Source organism: Streptomyces sulfonofaciens (assembly GCF_014656295.1).
Lineage (GTDB): Bacteria > Actinomycetota > Actinomycetes > Streptomycetales > Streptomycetaceae > Streptomyces > Streptomyces sulfonofaciens.
Genome location: NZ_BNCD01000001.1, coordinates 589,923 through 603,345, shown reverse-complemented (window position 1 = coordinate 603,345; position 13,423 = coordinate 589,923). Strand labels below are relative to the sequence as shown.

Annotated in this window: 11 protein-coding genes; 6 read left to right on the top strand and 5 right to left on the bottom strand. The window is 73.1% G+C overall.

The genetic code is table 11. The features are described 5' to 3' along the window. Nucleotides 1–121: 121 nt before the first annotated feature. A complete protein-coding gene (locus IE313_RS02395) occupies nucleotides 122–1,579 on the top strand; it encodes a glycosyltransferase 87 family protein (RefSeq protein WP_189929142.1) in 1,458 nt (485 codons plus the stop codon). 225 nt (nucleotides 1,580–1,804) lie between these two features. On the opposite strand, the gene IE313_RS02390 is transcribed toward IE313_RS02395, so the two are convergent. Together IE313_RS02390 and IE313_RS02385 are read right to left on the bottom strand one after the other, a co-directional pair. Continuing rightward, nucleotides 1,805–2,758 (bottom strand): pirin family protein, encoded by a 954-nt coding sequence (locus IE313_RS02390; RefSeq protein ID WP_189929141.1) that lies wholly within the window; start codon nucleotides 2,756–2,758, stop codon nucleotides 1,805–1,807. Nucleotides 2,759–2,956: 198 nt separating this feature from the next. Then, the gene (locus IE313_RS02385; RefSeq protein ID WP_189929140.1) at nucleotides 2,957–3,430 is read right to left on the bottom strand and encodes an SseB family protein; all 474 of its coding nucleotides are present in this window, start codon (nucleotides 3,428–3,430) and stop codon (nucleotides 2,957–2,959) included. Nucleotides 3,431–3,765: 335 nt separating this feature from the next. Between IE313_RS02385 and IE313_RS02380 the strand changes: the two genes are divergently transcribed. The 3 genes from IE313_RS02380 to IE313_RS02370 all read left to right on the top strand — a co-directional run bounded on the left by IE313_RS02380 (nucleotide 3,766) and on the right by IE313_RS02370 (nucleotide 7,863). Continuing rightward, on the top strand, nucleotides 3,766–5,601 hold the full coding sequence (locus IE313_RS02380) for an acyl-CoA dehydrogenase (RefSeq protein WP_189929139.1): 1,836 nt from the start codon (nucleotides 3,766–3,768) through the stop codon (nucleotides 5,599–5,601). 392 nt (nucleotides 5,602–5,993) lie between these two features. Further along, on the top strand, nucleotides 5,994–7,295 hold the full coding sequence (locus tag IE313_RS02375) for a M18 family aminopeptidase (protein WP_229924332.1): 1,302 nt from the start codon (nucleotides 5,994–5,996) through the stop codon (nucleotides 7,293–7,295). 310 nt (nucleotides 7,296–7,605) lie between these two features. Next, entirely contained in the window at nucleotides 7,606–7,863 is a 258-nt protein-coding gene (locus tag IE313_RS02370; RefSeq protein WP_189929137.1) for a DUF6458 family protein, read from the top strand. Nucleotides 7,864–7,962: 99 nt separating this feature from the next. Here IE313_RS02370 and IE313_RS02365 read toward each other — a convergent pair whose 3' ends face one another. Further along, nucleotides 7,963–9,801, bottom strand: a complete 1,839-nt coding sequence (locus IE313_RS02365) for an NHL domain-containing thioredoxin family protein (RefSeq protein ID WP_189929136.1) — start codon at nucleotides 9,799–9,801, stop codon at nucleotides 7,963–7,965. A gap of 106 nt (nucleotides 9,802–9,907) precedes the next feature. Continuing rightward, nucleotides 9,908–10,360: a cupin domain-containing protein gene (locus IE313_RS02360; RefSeq protein WP_189929135.1), complete on the bottom strand. Its 453-nt coding sequence runs from the start codon at nucleotides 10,358–10,360 to the stop codon at nucleotides 9,908–9,910. A 53-nt stretch (nucleotides 10,361–10,413) separates the two neighbouring features. On the opposite strand from IE313_RS02360, the gene IE313_RS02355 reads away from it, so the two are divergent. Then, nucleotides 10,414–11,571 carry a GlxA family transcriptional regulator gene (locus IE313_RS02355; RefSeq protein WP_229924289.1) on the top strand — a complete coding sequence of 386 codons (1,158 nt, stop codon included), beginning with the start codon at nucleotides 10,414–10,416 and terminating at the stop codon, nucleotides 11,569–11,571. Further along, complete coding sequence (locus tag IE313_RS02350) at nucleotides 11,568–12,062, top strand: LURP-one-related/scramblase family protein (protein WP_189929134.1); 495 nt, start codon at nucleotides 11,568–11,570, stop codon at nucleotides 12,060–12,062. The genes IE313_RS02355 and IE313_RS02350 overlap by 4 nt, the downstream gene beginning before the upstream one ends. Nucleotides 12,063–12,321: 259 nt before the next feature. Here IE313_RS02350 and IE313_RS02345 read toward each other — a convergent pair whose 3' ends face one another. Then, nucleotides 12,322–13,212, bottom strand: coding sequence for a carbon-nitrogen family hydrolase (locus tag IE313_RS02345; protein WP_189929133.1), 891 nt, complete (start codon nucleotides 13,210–13,212; stop codon nucleotides 12,322–12,324). Nucleotides 13,213–13,423: the final 211 nt, after the last annotated feature.

Sequence of the window (13,423 nt, the reverse complement as noted above, 5' to 3'; positions counted from 1 at the left end):
CCGACAGCACCGCGTACCGGGCCCGACCAGCACCGCGTACGGGGCACCGCGGTCACGACCGGCACCGCGGTCCTGAGGTACAGCGCGTTCCGAGCACTTCTGGCCACGGGGGGACGCACACGTGCCGCTCTGCGAAGCAACGGACGATGCGCACGACGAGAACGACGAGAACGACGAGAAGCACCGTAAGGACGAGACACACCGGAAGCACCGGAAGCACCGGAAGCACCGGAAGCACCGGAAGCACCGGAAGCACCGGAACGAGGAGAACGACAACGCGGCGAACGAAGGGAACAAGGGCTACAAGGGCTACAAGGGCAACGAGCGGCACAAGGGGAACAACGGCGACGGCCACAGCAACAGGCGCGAGGCGGCCGGCGGGACAGGCGCCGCCGAGGGCGGGCCGCCGCGCGCGGCGTACCGGGCGGCCTGGTACGCGCTCTCGGCCGCCACGCTCACCGCCCTGGTCCTCCTCTCCTACCGCACCGCGGGGGCCTGGCAGTACGACCTGACCGTGTACCGGCAGGGCGTGGACCAGGTCCTGGACGGGGCGCCGCTCTACCGCAACGACATCGACTTCACCTATCCGCCGTTCGGCGCACTGCTGCTCGCCCCGCTCTCCCTGCCCGGCGGCGCCTGCTGCGCGCTGCTCGTGGTCTTCTCCTCGACGGTGCTGCTGCACGTGGCGGTGGAGTCGTTCCTCAGGCACGCGGCGTGGCCCGCGCCCCGGGTACGGCACCGGGCCGTGATCGCCTTCAGCGCCGTCTTCGTCTGGCTCTATCCCGGGCGCACCAGCCTGATGCTCGGCCAGGTCACGTTCCTGATCCTGGCCGTGACCGCCTGGGACCTCACCCGTGCGGACGGCAGCAGGGCCAAGGGGTTCGGCATAGGGCTGATGGCGGGTCTGAAGCTGGTCCCGGGCGTCTTCGCGGCGTACTACCTGTGCACCGGGCGCCGCCGCCCGGCCCTGGCCGCGGCGGGCACCTTCGCGGCCACGGCGGCGCTGGGCGCGGCGGTCCTGCCGGGCGACTCCTTCGACTACTGGTCCCGCTACGTCTTCGCGAGCGACCGGATAGGGGCCCCGCAGACGGCGGACAGCGAGACCATCAAGAGCCTGCTGGTCCGCGCGCTGCACGGCACGGACGGCACGACGGTGCCGTACCTGCTGCTCGCCGCGGCCGTCCTCGCGGCCGGGCTCCGCCTGGCCAGGAAGTGCTGGCAGCGGGACGAGGAACTGCTCGGCCTCGCGGTCTGCGCCACCCTGATCCTGCTGGTACTGCCGGTGGCATGGACCTTCTACTGGACGTGGGCGCTGGTGCCGCTCGTGCTGCGCCTCGCGCAACTGGCCGCCACCGAGCGGTCGCGTCCCGCGGTGGTGTTCCTGCTGGTGCTGCTCGCGGTGTTCACGCCCGACCCGGTCACCGGGATCCGCGCCGAGGAGTCGGAGCTGACGCTGGGTGCCGGGGAGCAGCTACTCGCGGCCACGCACGCCGCGGCCGCGGCCTTCGTGCTGGCCCTGGCCGCGTGGCTGGTCCGGGGCCGGGCGGCCCCCGAGGCGGCGGGGCGGCTGAGCGGCTGAGCGGCGGCCTGCCCGTCCGGGGTCGGTCCTGCCCGTCCGGGGTCGGTCCTGCCCGTCCGGGGTCGGTCCCGCACGGCCGGGTCCTGCCCGGCCCCGCGGGCGCAGCGGGCCCCGGGGAGTGGGGGCCCGCTGCCGGGTGCGCCGGACGCCCGGCGCGGCTCGGGGCCCGTCCGCGAGGCCCGCCCGGGGCCTGGCCGGCGGGGCGTCGGGGACCGGTCGGCGGGATCAGGTGTGCGGCACCGGGACGGTGCCGAGCCGGCCCTTCTGGAAGTCCTCGAAGGCCTGCTGGAGCTCCTCGCGGGTGTTCATCACGAACGGTCCGTAGTGCGCCATGGGCTCCCTGATCGGACGGCCGCCGAGCAGGACGACCTCCAGGTCGGGGGTGTGGGCGTCCTGCTTCTCGTCCGCGCGCAGGGTCAGCGAGCCGCCGGTCCCGAAGACCGCCGTCTGCCCCAGGTGGACCGGACGCCGCTCGGCGCCCACCGACCCGCGGCCGGCCAGCACGTACGCGAGCCCGTTGAACTCCTCCCGCCAGGGCAGGGTGACCTCGGCGCCCGGCGCGAGGGTCGCGTGGACCATCGTGATCGGCGTGTGCGTGATGCCCGGGCCCTCGTGACCGTCCAGCTCACCGGCGATGACCCGCAGCAGCGCGCCGCCGTCCGGGGAGGTGAGGAGCTGGACACTGCCGCTGCGGATGTCCTGGTACCTGGGGGCCATCATCTTGTCGGCGGCCGGCAGGTTCACCCATAGCTGGAGGCCGTGGAAGAGCCCGCCCGACACGACAAGCTGCTCCGGCGGCGCCTCGATGTGCAGCAGGCCGGAGCCCGCCGTCATCCACTGGGTGTCGCCGTTGGTGATGGTGCCGCCACCGCCCTGGCTGTCCTGGTGGTCGAAGATCCCGTCGATGATGTACGTGACGGTCTCGAAGCCGCGGTGCGGGTGCCACGGGGTGCCCTTCGGCTCCCCGGGCTGATACTCCACCTCGCCCATCTGGTCCATCATGATGAACGGGTCCAGGTACTTGTAGTCGATGCCGGCGAAGGCGCGGCGTACCGGGAAGCCCTCGCCCTCGAATCCGCTGGGGGCGGTGGTCACGGCCAGGACGGGGCGGGGGGCGGCGTCGGCCGGGGGTGCCACGCGCGGAAGGGTCAGCGGGTTCTCGACGGTCACTGCGGGCATGGTGGTACCTCCTTGTGCTCCGAGTTTAGTTGAACGTAGAACTTCTTGCCACCTCAACAACGAGAAGTGCCCGCAGGGCATTCCCTGCGGGCACTACGGGCACTACGGGGCACAAGGGGTCATCACGGGCGCCGCGGACAAGAGGAGCACCCCGCGGGCACAGAACGGAGGCGACCCCTCGGGGGCACGCCCCAACGGTTAGCCGTACATGCGGCGCATGGCGAAGTCGACCATCTCCTGGACCGCCTTGGCGTCGAACACCATCCGGTGGTCCCCCTCCATGTCGAGGACGAACCCGTACCCGGTGGGCAGCAGGTCGATCACCTCCGCCCCCGTGATCACGAAGTACTTCGAGTCCTTGCCGGCGTACCGGCGCAGCTCCTTCAGGGAGGTGAACATGGGGATCACCGGCTGCTGCGTGTTGTGCAGGGCCAGGAACCCGGGGCTGTCGCCGCGCGGGCAGTACACCTTGGAGGTGGCGAAGATCTGCTGGAAGTCCTCGGCGGACATCGAGCCGGTGGTGAAGGCGCGTACGGCGTCGGCGAGCGACGGGGGCGACGGCTCCGGGTACAGGGGCCCCGGCGGCTGCCCGTACCCGTTGGGCATCTGGGGCGGCGGCTGATGCGGCGGGTACTGCTGTCCGTGGGCCGCGTGCTGGTCGTAGCCGTACATGTACGCAAGCGTACCCAGTGGCCGCCTTCCGCCATGCCCTCACGCCCCGCCCCCGGCTCGCCCGGGCCCGCGGGCCGCGCCCGTACCACCCGCGGCCGAAACAGCGCGCCCCCTCCCATGGATCCACGAAACCGCAGGAAGGGGTTGATTCTTATTACCGGTGGGTAGCATGATGGTGGTTACCAGCTAGTAGAAGGACATAGCTGCGCGTGGATGCGTGTGCGTGCAAAGCAAAGGAAAAAAGCAAGGCAAAGCAATCGCAGGCACCCACGCCCCCGCACCGCCACGAACCCACGAGGTACCCACCCCTCCGACTCGCTTACGGAGCCGTAGCCATGGGCCACTACAAGTCGAATCTCCGCGACGTCGAGTTCAACCTCTTCGAGGTCCTCGGCCGCGACAAGCTGTACGGCACCGGCCCGTTCGCGGAGATGGACACCGACACCGCCAGGAGCATCCTGTCCGAGGTCAGCCGCCTCGCCGAGCAGGACCTCGCCGAGTCCTACGCGGAGGGCGACCGCACCCCGCCCGTCTTCGACCCGAAGACGAACACGGCCCCGCTCCCCGAGTCCTTCAAGAAGACGTACCGCACCTTCATGGACTCCGAGTACTGGCGCCTCGGCATCCCCGAGGAGATCGGCGGCACCGCCACACCCCCGTCCCTCATCTGGTCGTACGCGGAACTGGTGCTCGGCGCCAACCCGGCGCTGTGGATGTACGCCTCGGGCCCGGCGTTCGCGCGCATCCTCTTCGAGGAGGGCACCGAGGAGCAGAAGCACATAGCCCAGGTCGCCGTCGACAGGCGCTGGGCCTCCACGATGGTGCTCACCGAGCCGGACGCCGGCTCCGACGTCGGCGCGGGCCGTACGAAGGCGGTCCGGCAGGAGGACGGCTCCTGGCACATCGAGGGCGTCAAGCGCTTCATCACCTCGGGCGAGCACGACCTGGAGGAGAACATCCTCCACTACGTCCTGGCCCGCCCCGAGGGCGCGGGGCCCGGCACCAAGGGCCTGTCCCTCTTCCTCGTGCCGAAGTACGAGTTCGACTTCGAGACCGGCGAGCTCGGCGAGCGCAACGGCGTCTACGCCACCAACGTCGAGCACAAGATGGGCCTGAAGGTCTCCAACACCTGCGAGCTGACCTTCGGCGACCGCCACCCCGCCAAGGGCTGGCTGATCGGCGACCGGCACGACGGCATCCGGCAGATGTTCCGGATCATCGAGTTCGCCCGCATGATGGTCGGCACCAAGGCCATCTCCACCCTCTCCTCCGGCTACCTCAACGCCCTGGAGTACGCCAAGGAGCGGGTGCAGGGCCCGGACCTGGCGCAGTTCATGGACAAGTCCGCGCCGAAGGTCACCATCGCCCACCACCCCGACGTCCGCCGCTCGCTGATGACGCAGAAGGCGTACGCGGAGGGCATGCGCGCCCTGGTGCTGTACACGGCCACCGTGCAGGACGAGATCGCGCTCAGGGAGGCCCGCGGCGAGGACGCGGCCCAGCAGCACGCGCTGAACGACCTGCTGCTGCCCGTCGTCAAGGGCTACGGCTCCGAGAAGGCGTACGAGCAGCTCGCGCAGTCCCTGCAGACCTTCGGCGGCTCCGGCTACCTCCAGGAGTACCCCGTCGAGCAGTACATCCGTGACGCCAAGATCGACACCCTCTACGAGGGCACCACCGCCATCCAGGGCCAGGACTACTTCTTCCGCAAGATCGTCCGCAACCAGGGCCAGGCGCTGAACTCGCTCGCCGAGGAGATCAAGAAGTTCCTCGCGGTCGGCAGCGGTGGCGAGGAGCTGGCCGGTGCCCGCGAGGAGCTGGCCAAGGCCACCGTCGAGCTGGAGGCCATCGTCGGCACCATGCTCACCGACCTGGCCGCCACGGAGAGCGACGTCAAGAGCATCTACCGGGTCGGCCTCAACACCACCCGCCTGCTGCTGGCCTCCGGCGACGTGATCGTGGCCTACCTGCTGCTGCGCGGCGCGGCGGTGGCCGCGGAGAAGCTGTCCGGCGGGGCCGGCCTGACCGCCAGGGACGTCGCCTTCTACCAGGGCAAGATCGCCGCGGCGAAGTTCTTCGCGTCGACCGTGCTGCCCGGTGTCGCCGTGCAGCGCGGCATCGCCGAGGGAGTCGGACTGGACCTGATGGACCTGGACGAGGCGGCCTTCTAGGGTCTCTCGCCTGGATCGGGTCTGTACCGGGGCCCGTGACCCCGGCATGATCCGGACGACAGGCCCCGGCCGCCCCGGCACGTCCGTCACGAGCGGCCGGGGCCCCGGCCGGCAGGCCGGGCCCCCACCCCCCGACCGACCGCCGGGGCCCCGGCCGTCCCGCACCGGCGGCGCCGGCCGAGTGACCGGCGGTCCGCGGCCTCACCGCCCCGGGGCACCGGTTCGTTCCTGCCCTCGTTCGAGGGCCCGTTCCCCAACCCCGGGAGCGGGCCCTCGCGCGTCGTTAAGGTGAACCCATGAGCACTTGCGCCCACCCGTCTCCCGCCGCCGCCCCCGCAGGGGGCGAACCGCGCGCACCTCTCACTTTCGACCGCGGCCACACGGACGACCTCATGTCCTTCCTCGCGGCCAGCCCCTCCCCGTACCACGCCGTCGCGAACGCGGCCGAGCGGCTGGAGAAGGCCGGGTTCCGGCAGATCGCCGAGACCGACGCCTGGGACGGGTCGTCGGGCGGCAAGTACGTCCTGCGCGGCGGCGCCATAGTCGCCTGGTACGTGCCGCACAACGCGGCGGCGCACACCCCCTTCCGGATCGTCGGCGCACACACCGACTCCCCGAACCTGCGGGTCAAGCCGCTGCCGGACACCGGTGCGCACGGCTGGCGGCAGGTGGCGGTGGAGATCTACGGCGGCCCGCTGCTCAACTCCTGGCTGGACCGCGACCTCGGGCTCTCGGGCCGGCTCACGCTGCGGGACGGCAGCTCCCGGCTCGTCAGCATCGACCGGCCGCTGCTGCGGGTGCCGCAGCTCGCCATCCACCTCGACCGGGGCGTCGGCTCCGAGGGCCTGAAGCTCGACAAGCAGCGGCACATGCAGCCGGTGTGGGGCCTCGGCCAGACGCACGAGGGCGATCTGCTCCGGTTCCTGGAAGAGGAGTGCGGGCTGCCGGCGGGCGAGGTCACCGGCTGGGACCTGATGACGCACTCCGTCGAGGCCCCTGCCTACCTCGGACAGGACCGCGAGCTGATCGCGGCACCGCGCATGGACGACCTGCTCTCGGTGCACGCGGCCACCGCGGCGCTGACCGCCGTGACGAGCGCGGCCTGCGGTCCCACCCCGTCCGAAGGACCGGCGGACGGCCAGGGCGCGGCGCAGCCCGAGCTGCCGCACATCCCCGTCCTGGTCGCCTTCGACCACGAGGAGAACGGCTCCCAGTCCGACACGGGCGCCGACGGCCCGCTGCTCGGCTCGGTGCTGGAGCGCTCCGTCTTCGCCCGCGGCGGGTCCTACGAGGACCGGGCGCGGGCCTTCGCCGGAAGCGTCTGCCTCTCCTCGGACACCGGCCACGCGGTGCATCCCAACTACGCGGAGCGGCACGACCCGACGCACCACCCACGCGCCGGCGGCGGTCCGATCCTCAAGGTCAACGTGAACAACCGCTACGCCACGGACGGCAGCGGCCGGGCCGTCTTCGCGGCGGCCTGCGAGAAGGCGGGCGTGCCCTTCCAGTCGTTCGTGTCCAACAACTCGATGCCGTGCGGCACCACGATCGGCCCGATCACCGCCGCGCGGCACGGCATCAGGACCGTGGACGTCGGCGTCGCCATCCTGTCCATGCACAGCGCACGCGAACTGTGCGCCGCCCAGGACCCGTTCCTGCTGGCGAGCGCGCTGAAGGCGTTCCTGGAGGACTGACCGCCACCGGACGGGCGCGCCTCCCCCGCCGTCCCGTTCCCGCCGTGCCGTCCGCCCCGTCCCCGTCCCGTTCCCGCCGTGCCGTCCGTCCCGTTCCCGCCCCGTTCCCGCCGTGCCGTCCGCCCCGCCTGAGCATCGTCCCGCATGCCCGCCCGGGGCCGGGGTACCCGGAGGTCGGGTCCGGGTGCCTTCATCCGGGCTCAGGAGCCGGGGCGGGGAGCGTTCCTGACCCGGACTCACGAGCCGGGAGCGGGAGCCCCCTCCCCGGCACCACGAACCAACTCCGCACGGACGGACTGGAGGGATCGACATGGGTCTCGGCGGGTGCATCATCCTGATCGCCGCAGGCGCGATCCTCACCTTCGCGACCAACTGGCACATGAAGGGCGTCAACCTCGATCTGGTCGGCGTGATCCTCATGGCCGTCGGGCTGATCGGCATCGCCACCTTCAGCAGCATCGCCAGGCGTCGCCGCGTACTGATGCCCAACGCCCCGGTGGTGGAGGAGGAGCGGCACCACCACCACCGCCCGGACGGCACCTACGGGGACTACGGCGGCTACGAGTGAGCCCCGGACCGCGGCGGCCGCGAACGAGCCCCCGGCCCCGGCCGCCGGCGCCTCCGGGTCCGCGGCGGGGCACCCGCGCCGCGGCCCGGCAGCGCCTGCCTACTCCCCACCCGTGTCCAGCCCCGCCAGCACCAGCGGCAGACGGTCCGCGCCGTGCTCGGTGAGGCGGACCGGGACGCCCCAGTCCTGCTGGTGGACGTGGCAGGCGGGGAACTCGATGTCCGCGGCGTCGTCGCAGGACGCCGCCATCGCGGAGACGTGCAGCACACCCTCCCGCACGGCCGGGTCGAGCGTGAGGGTACGGCTCAGGGCGGTGTCCGCGCCGCTGCCGTCGAGCAGCAGCTCGGGCGGGGTCGAGGAGACCAGGAGCCGGGTCGCGGGACCGTAGCGCTCGTCCAGCTTCTGGCCGGCGGGCGCCTCGAAGATCACGTCCAGCCGCAGTGCGCCGGGGGCCACCTCGGTCGCGGCACGCCGCGTGCGGTGCGCGACGGCGGCGACGCGGACCGCCTCATCCGGCAGCCGCAGCCTGGTCAGCCGGTGCCGCGCCGACTCCACCACCACGATGTCGTCACCGTCGACCACCGCCCCGGAGGGCTCGCGCAGATCGGTCGCGAGCGTGCTGACCTCGCCGGTGGCCGGGTCGTAGCGGCGCAGCGCGTGGTTGTACGTGTCGCTGACGGCAACCGAGCCGTCCGGCAGGGCGGTGACCCCGAGCGGGTGCTGGAGCAGCGCCTGCCCGGCCGGTCCGTCGCGGTGCCCGAAGTCGAAGAGGCCGGTGCCGACGGCGGTGTGCACGGCGCCCTCGGTGTCCACCCAGCGCAGCGCTGAGGTCTCCGAGTCGGCCACCCACAGCCGGTCGCCGGCCGCCGCGAGCCCGGACGGCTGCGCGAACCACGCCTGCGCGCCGGGCCCGTCGACCAGCCCCTCGTTCGTCGTGCCCGCGGCGACCGCGACGGTCCCCTCCGCCGGGTCGTACGCCCACAACTGGTGCACGCCCGCCATGGCGATCCACACCCTGCCGCCGAAGAGGGCGACGTCCCACGGCGAGGAGAGCGCCACCTCGCGCGCCGGGCCGCTGGTCGGTGAGCCCTGCCACCACTGCCGGCCGGTGCCCGCGAGGGTGGTGACGGCGCCGGTGGCGAGGTCGACGCGGCGCAGTGCGTGGTTCACCGTGTCCGCGACGACGACCGACCCCTCGTCCAGCAGTGCGAGCCCCTGCGGCTCGCTGAAGCCCGCGACCTCGGCCGGGCCGTCCAGGAAGGTGCGCTGCCCGGAGCCGATCCGCCGCACCACGCTCTCGCCGTCCGCCGCCAGCTCCACGAGCTGGTGCCGGGTGGTGTCGGACACCAGCAGGTTCCCGGACGGCAGCAGGAGCGCCTTGCCGGGGAAGCGCAGATGGGTCGCCACCGGCTCCGGCGGCACGTACGGCCCCTCGCCGCGCCGCAGCGTGCCCTTGGCCTCGTGCTCCTCCTCCAGCCGGGCGACCAGCCGCTCGATGGCGTGCGCGTGCCCCTCGCCGGCGTGCTGGGCCACGACGTAGCCCTCCGGGTCGATCACGACGAGCGTGGGCCAGGCCCGCACCGCGTACTGCTTCCAGGTGGCCAGCTCCGGGTCGTCCAGCACGGGGTGCTCCACCCCGTACCGCTCGACGGCGTCCACCACCGCCTCGTGCTCCGCCTCGTGGACGAACTTGGGCGAGTGCACCCCGACGATCACGACGGTGTCGCGGTGCTTCTCCTCCAGCTCGCGCAGCTCGTCGAGGACGTGCAGGCAGTTGATGCAGCAGAAGGTCCAGAAGTCCAGCACCAGCACGCGGCCCCGGAAGTCCGCGAGGGACAGGTCCTTGCCGCCGGTGTTCAGCCAGCCGCCCCTGCCGATCAGCTCGGGGGCGCGGACACGGGCACGGCGGGGGGCGGGGGCGGGCACGGGATTGCTCATGCGTCCCAGAATGCCATCACTGTGGGTGAGTATTCCCGGGGGTCGCCCTTACGTGCTTGTGTCCCCCTTCGCCGCGGTGGTGCCCGGGTGCGCCGGTCCCGGGGGCCTACGGGAGCGCATGGCCGGTCGTCGCGTCCACGTGGTCGGGGACGGTGTCGTGGCGGTCGCCGACCGTGAGGGTGCCGGTGGGCTCGAAGAGCAGGATCGAGGCGCCGCCGGGTGCGGCGGGCCGGTGCTCGACGCCGCGCGGGACCGTGAAGGCGGCGCCCTCGGCCAGGGTGACGGTGCGCTCGCCGGCCGGCTCGCGCAGGGCGATGGTCAGCTCTCCCTCCAGGACGAGGAAGAACTCGTCCGCGCTGTCGTGCGCGTGCCACAGGTGCTCGCCCGCGACCTTGGCGACGCGCACGTCGTGGTCGTTGACGCGGGTGACGATCCGCGGGCTCCACAGGTCGTCGAAGGCGGCCAGGGCGGTGGGCAGGGAGACGGGCTCGCCCGCCGGGCGCCCGGCGGGGGCGGTGGGCGCGGCCCCCGTGCCCGGGGTGGTCGGTTCGTTGCTCATGCCGGCCATCGTCCGCCGTGCCGGGCGGCCCGTGCGAGTGCTAGAAATCGCACATGGCGCAAGATTTCTCGCACGGCCCGGTGGACGGCACGCTCCCGGACGGCACGGCCCCGGGCAGCACGCTCCCGGACGGCACGGCCCCGGGCAGCACGGCCCCGGACGGCGCGCTCCCGGGCAGCGGCGCTCCGGACGGCACGCTCCCGGGGGCCGCCCGGCCGCGCGACACCGCCGGGGCCCCCGCGCCGCACCGGGTCGTCGTGATCGTCGACGAGAACTCCAACCCGTTCGAGCTGGGCTGCGCCACGGAGGTCTTCGGCCTGCACAGACCGGAACTGGGCAGACGCCTCTACGACTTCCGGCTCTGCGCGCCCGAGCCCACCACCAGGATGCGCGACGGCTTCTTCGCGCTCACCGGCGTCGCCGGTCTGGACGCGGCCGAGGCCGCCGACACCGTGATCGTGCCGAACCGTCCGGACACCGCGACCCCGCGCACCCCCGACGTCCTGGACGCGGTCCGCCGCGCCCACGCCCGCGGCGCCCGGCTCGTCGGGTTCTGCAGCGGTGCGTTCACGCTCGCCGAGGCCGGGCTGCTGGACGGGCGGCGGGCCGCCTGCCACTGGATGTGGGCCGACGCCTTCCGGGACCGCTTCCCGCGGGTGCGCCTGGAAGGCGACGTGCTCTTCGTCGACGACGGCGACATCCTCACCGCGTCGGGCAGCGCCGCCGCGCTCGACCTCGGCCTGCACCTGGTGCGCCGCGACCACGGCGCCGAGATCGCCGCCGCGGTGAGCAGGCGGCTGGTGTTCGCCGCGCACCGGGACGGCGGCCAGCGGCAGTTCGTGGAACGGCCGGTGCCCACGGCGGCCGACGAGTCGCTGGCCCCGCTGCTGGCCTGGGCCCAGGAGCGCATCGGCGAGCCGCTGACCGTCGCGGGACTCGCCGAGCGTGCCGCCGTCAGCACCGCCACCCTGCACCGCCGCTTCCGCGCCCAGCTCGGCACCACCCCCCTGGCGTGGCTGACCGGTGAACGCGTCCGGTACGCCTGCCGGCTCATCGAGCGGGGCGAGGGCCGTCTCGACGTGGTGGCCCGGCGCAGCGGCCTGGGCACGGCGGCCAACCTGCGGGCCCGGCTGCGCCGCGAGACCGGCCTCAGCCCGTCGGCCTACCGGCGGCGTTTCGGACCCGTGGCCGGGGAACCGGTACCGGTATGAAGTTCCAGGTGCGCGACCGGCTCCTCGGCATCGGCGAGGACTACTGGATCGAGGACGAGAGCGGTTCCAAGGTCTTCCTCGTCGACGGCAAGGCACTCCGCCTGCGGGACACCTTCGAGCTGAAGGACCGGCAGGGGCGGGTGCTGATCGACATCAGGAAGAAGATGTTCGCGCTGCGCGACACCATGCGCATCGAGCGGGACGGCCGCCCGCTCGCCACGGTGCGGCGCAAGCGCCTCTCCCTGCTGCGCCACCACTACCGGGTGGAGCTCGCGGACGGCTCCGAGCTGGACGTCAGCGGCAAGGTCCTGGACCGCGAGTTCGCCATCGAGCGGGACGGCGACCTGCTCGCCCACATCTCCCGCCGCTGGCTGCGGATCCGCGAGACGTACGGCGTGGAGATCGTCCGCGACGACGCCGATCCGGCGCTGCTGATCGCGGTGACGGTGTGCGTGGTCCACCTGGCGGACAAGGAGCACGGCGGAGACTGAACCGAACCGGCCGCACGGGCGGCCCGGCACGCAAGGGCCTTTCGGCCCGCGCGGGTACGGCGAGCGGACACGGCGTCAGCACGGCGACGTCCGTACCGCCGCGTCAGCACGGCGGCGTCGGCGCCGCAGTGGCCATACCGCCGCAGTGGCCATACCGCGGTGTCAGCGGGGCAGCGTCCGTACCGCCCCGTCTCCACCGCGGCATCAGCACCGCCGCGGCCGCACCGGGGCATCAGCTCGGCGAGTCCGCACCGCCGCGTCAGCGCCGCGGTGGCGCGAGGCCGAGCACCCGGTCCCTGAGCACCGGGAAGCGCTTGCGGGCGCCGGGCACCTCGGCCGGGTCCAGGTCGACCGTGAGGATCTCCTCCTCGGCGCCCGCCTCCGCCAGCACCTCGCCCCAGGGGTCGACGGCGATGCTGTGCCCGGCCTGCGGGACGCCGGCGTGGGTGCCCGCGCTGCCGCAGGCCAGGACGTAGCACTGGTTCTCCACGGCGCGGGCCCTGGCCAGCAGGGTCCAGTGCGAGCGGCGCCGCTCCGGCCACCCGGCCGGGACCACCAGGAGCTCGGCGCCCGCGTCGACCAGTCCCCGGAACATCTCGGGGAACCGCAGGTCGTAGCAGGTGGCGACGCCCATGGTGGTCTCCGGGAGGCGGACGGTGACCAGCTCTGACCCGGCGCCCATCAGCACCGCCTCGCCCTTGTCGAAGCCGAAGCGGTGGATCTTGCGGTAGACGGCGGCCAGCTCGCCCTCCGGTGAGAAGACGAGGGAGGTGTTGTAGAGGGTGCCGGCACCGGATCCGCCGCCACCGTCCGCGGGAGAGCCCTCCGGGAGGGAGCCGCCCCGAGAGCCCTGCGCAGGAGAGCCCTCCGCACCGGCCGGTACCCGCTCCGGTACGGAGCCCGCGTGCAGCCACACCCCCGCGTCGGCCGCGGCCGCGGCCATGGCCTCGTACGTCGGCCCGCGCAGCGGCTCCGCGCCGCTCCCGAAGTCCCGGTGGGCGAAGGCGCCCACGGTCCACAGCTCGGGCAGGACGACGAGCCGGGCACCCGACTCGCGGGCCGCCCGCGCCACCAGGGAAGCCGCGCGCCGCCGCCGGGATTCGACCGGTTCGTCATCAGTCACGGCGATCTGGATCAGAGAGGCGCGCACACTACCACCGTCCTGGCATTCGAGTCGGCCATACCGGCCTACCATCGTCACGAAAGGGCTGCCGGGGTACCGCGGGGCAGCGTACTGTGCCTTTCCGGGGGAGTCCCCCCGACCCTCGCCAGCCCTCCGACGCCACCGCAGTCACCGCCAAGTCCCGTACCCGATCACCCAGTCGTCACCCAGCCGCACGCAACGAACGCCCGAGGGGTCC

Coding starts and splice junctions, on each gene's coding strand:
- IE313_RS02390 (WP_189929141.1), bottom strand. CDS start 2,758: ATGCCCGCAGTGACCGTCGAGAACCCGCTGACCCTTCCGCGCGTGGCA.
- IE313_RS02385 (WP_189929140.1), bottom strand. CDS start 3,430: ATGTACGGCTACGACCAGCACGCGGCCCACGGACAGCAGTACCCGCCG.
- IE313_RS02380 (WP_189929139.1), top strand. CDS start 3,766: ATGGGCCACTACAAGTCGAATCTCCGCGACGTCGAGTTCAACCTCTTC.
- IE313_RS02375 (WP_229924332.1), top strand. CDS start 5,994: ATGTCCTTCCTCGCGGCCAGCCCCTCCCCGTACCACGCCGTCGCGAAC.
- IE313_RS02370 (WP_189929137.1), top strand. CDS start 7,606: ATGGGTCTCGGCGGGTGCATCATCCTGATCGCCGCAGGCGCGATCCTC.
- IE313_RS02365 (WP_189929136.1), bottom strand. CDS start 9,801: ATGAGCAATCCCGTGCCCGCCCCCGCCCCCCGCCGTGCCCGTGTCCGC.
- IE313_RS02360 (WP_189929135.1), bottom strand. CDS start 10,360: ATGAGCAACGAACCGACCACCCCGGGCACGGGGGCCGCGCCCACCGCC.
- IE313_RS02355 (WP_229924289.1), top strand. CDS start 10,414: ATGGCGCAAGATTTCTCGCACGGCCCGGTGGACGGCACGCTCCCGGAC.
- IE313_RS02350 (WP_189929134.1), top strand. CDS start 11,568: ATGAAGTTCCAGGTGCGCGACCGGCTCCTCGGCATCGGCGAGGACTAC.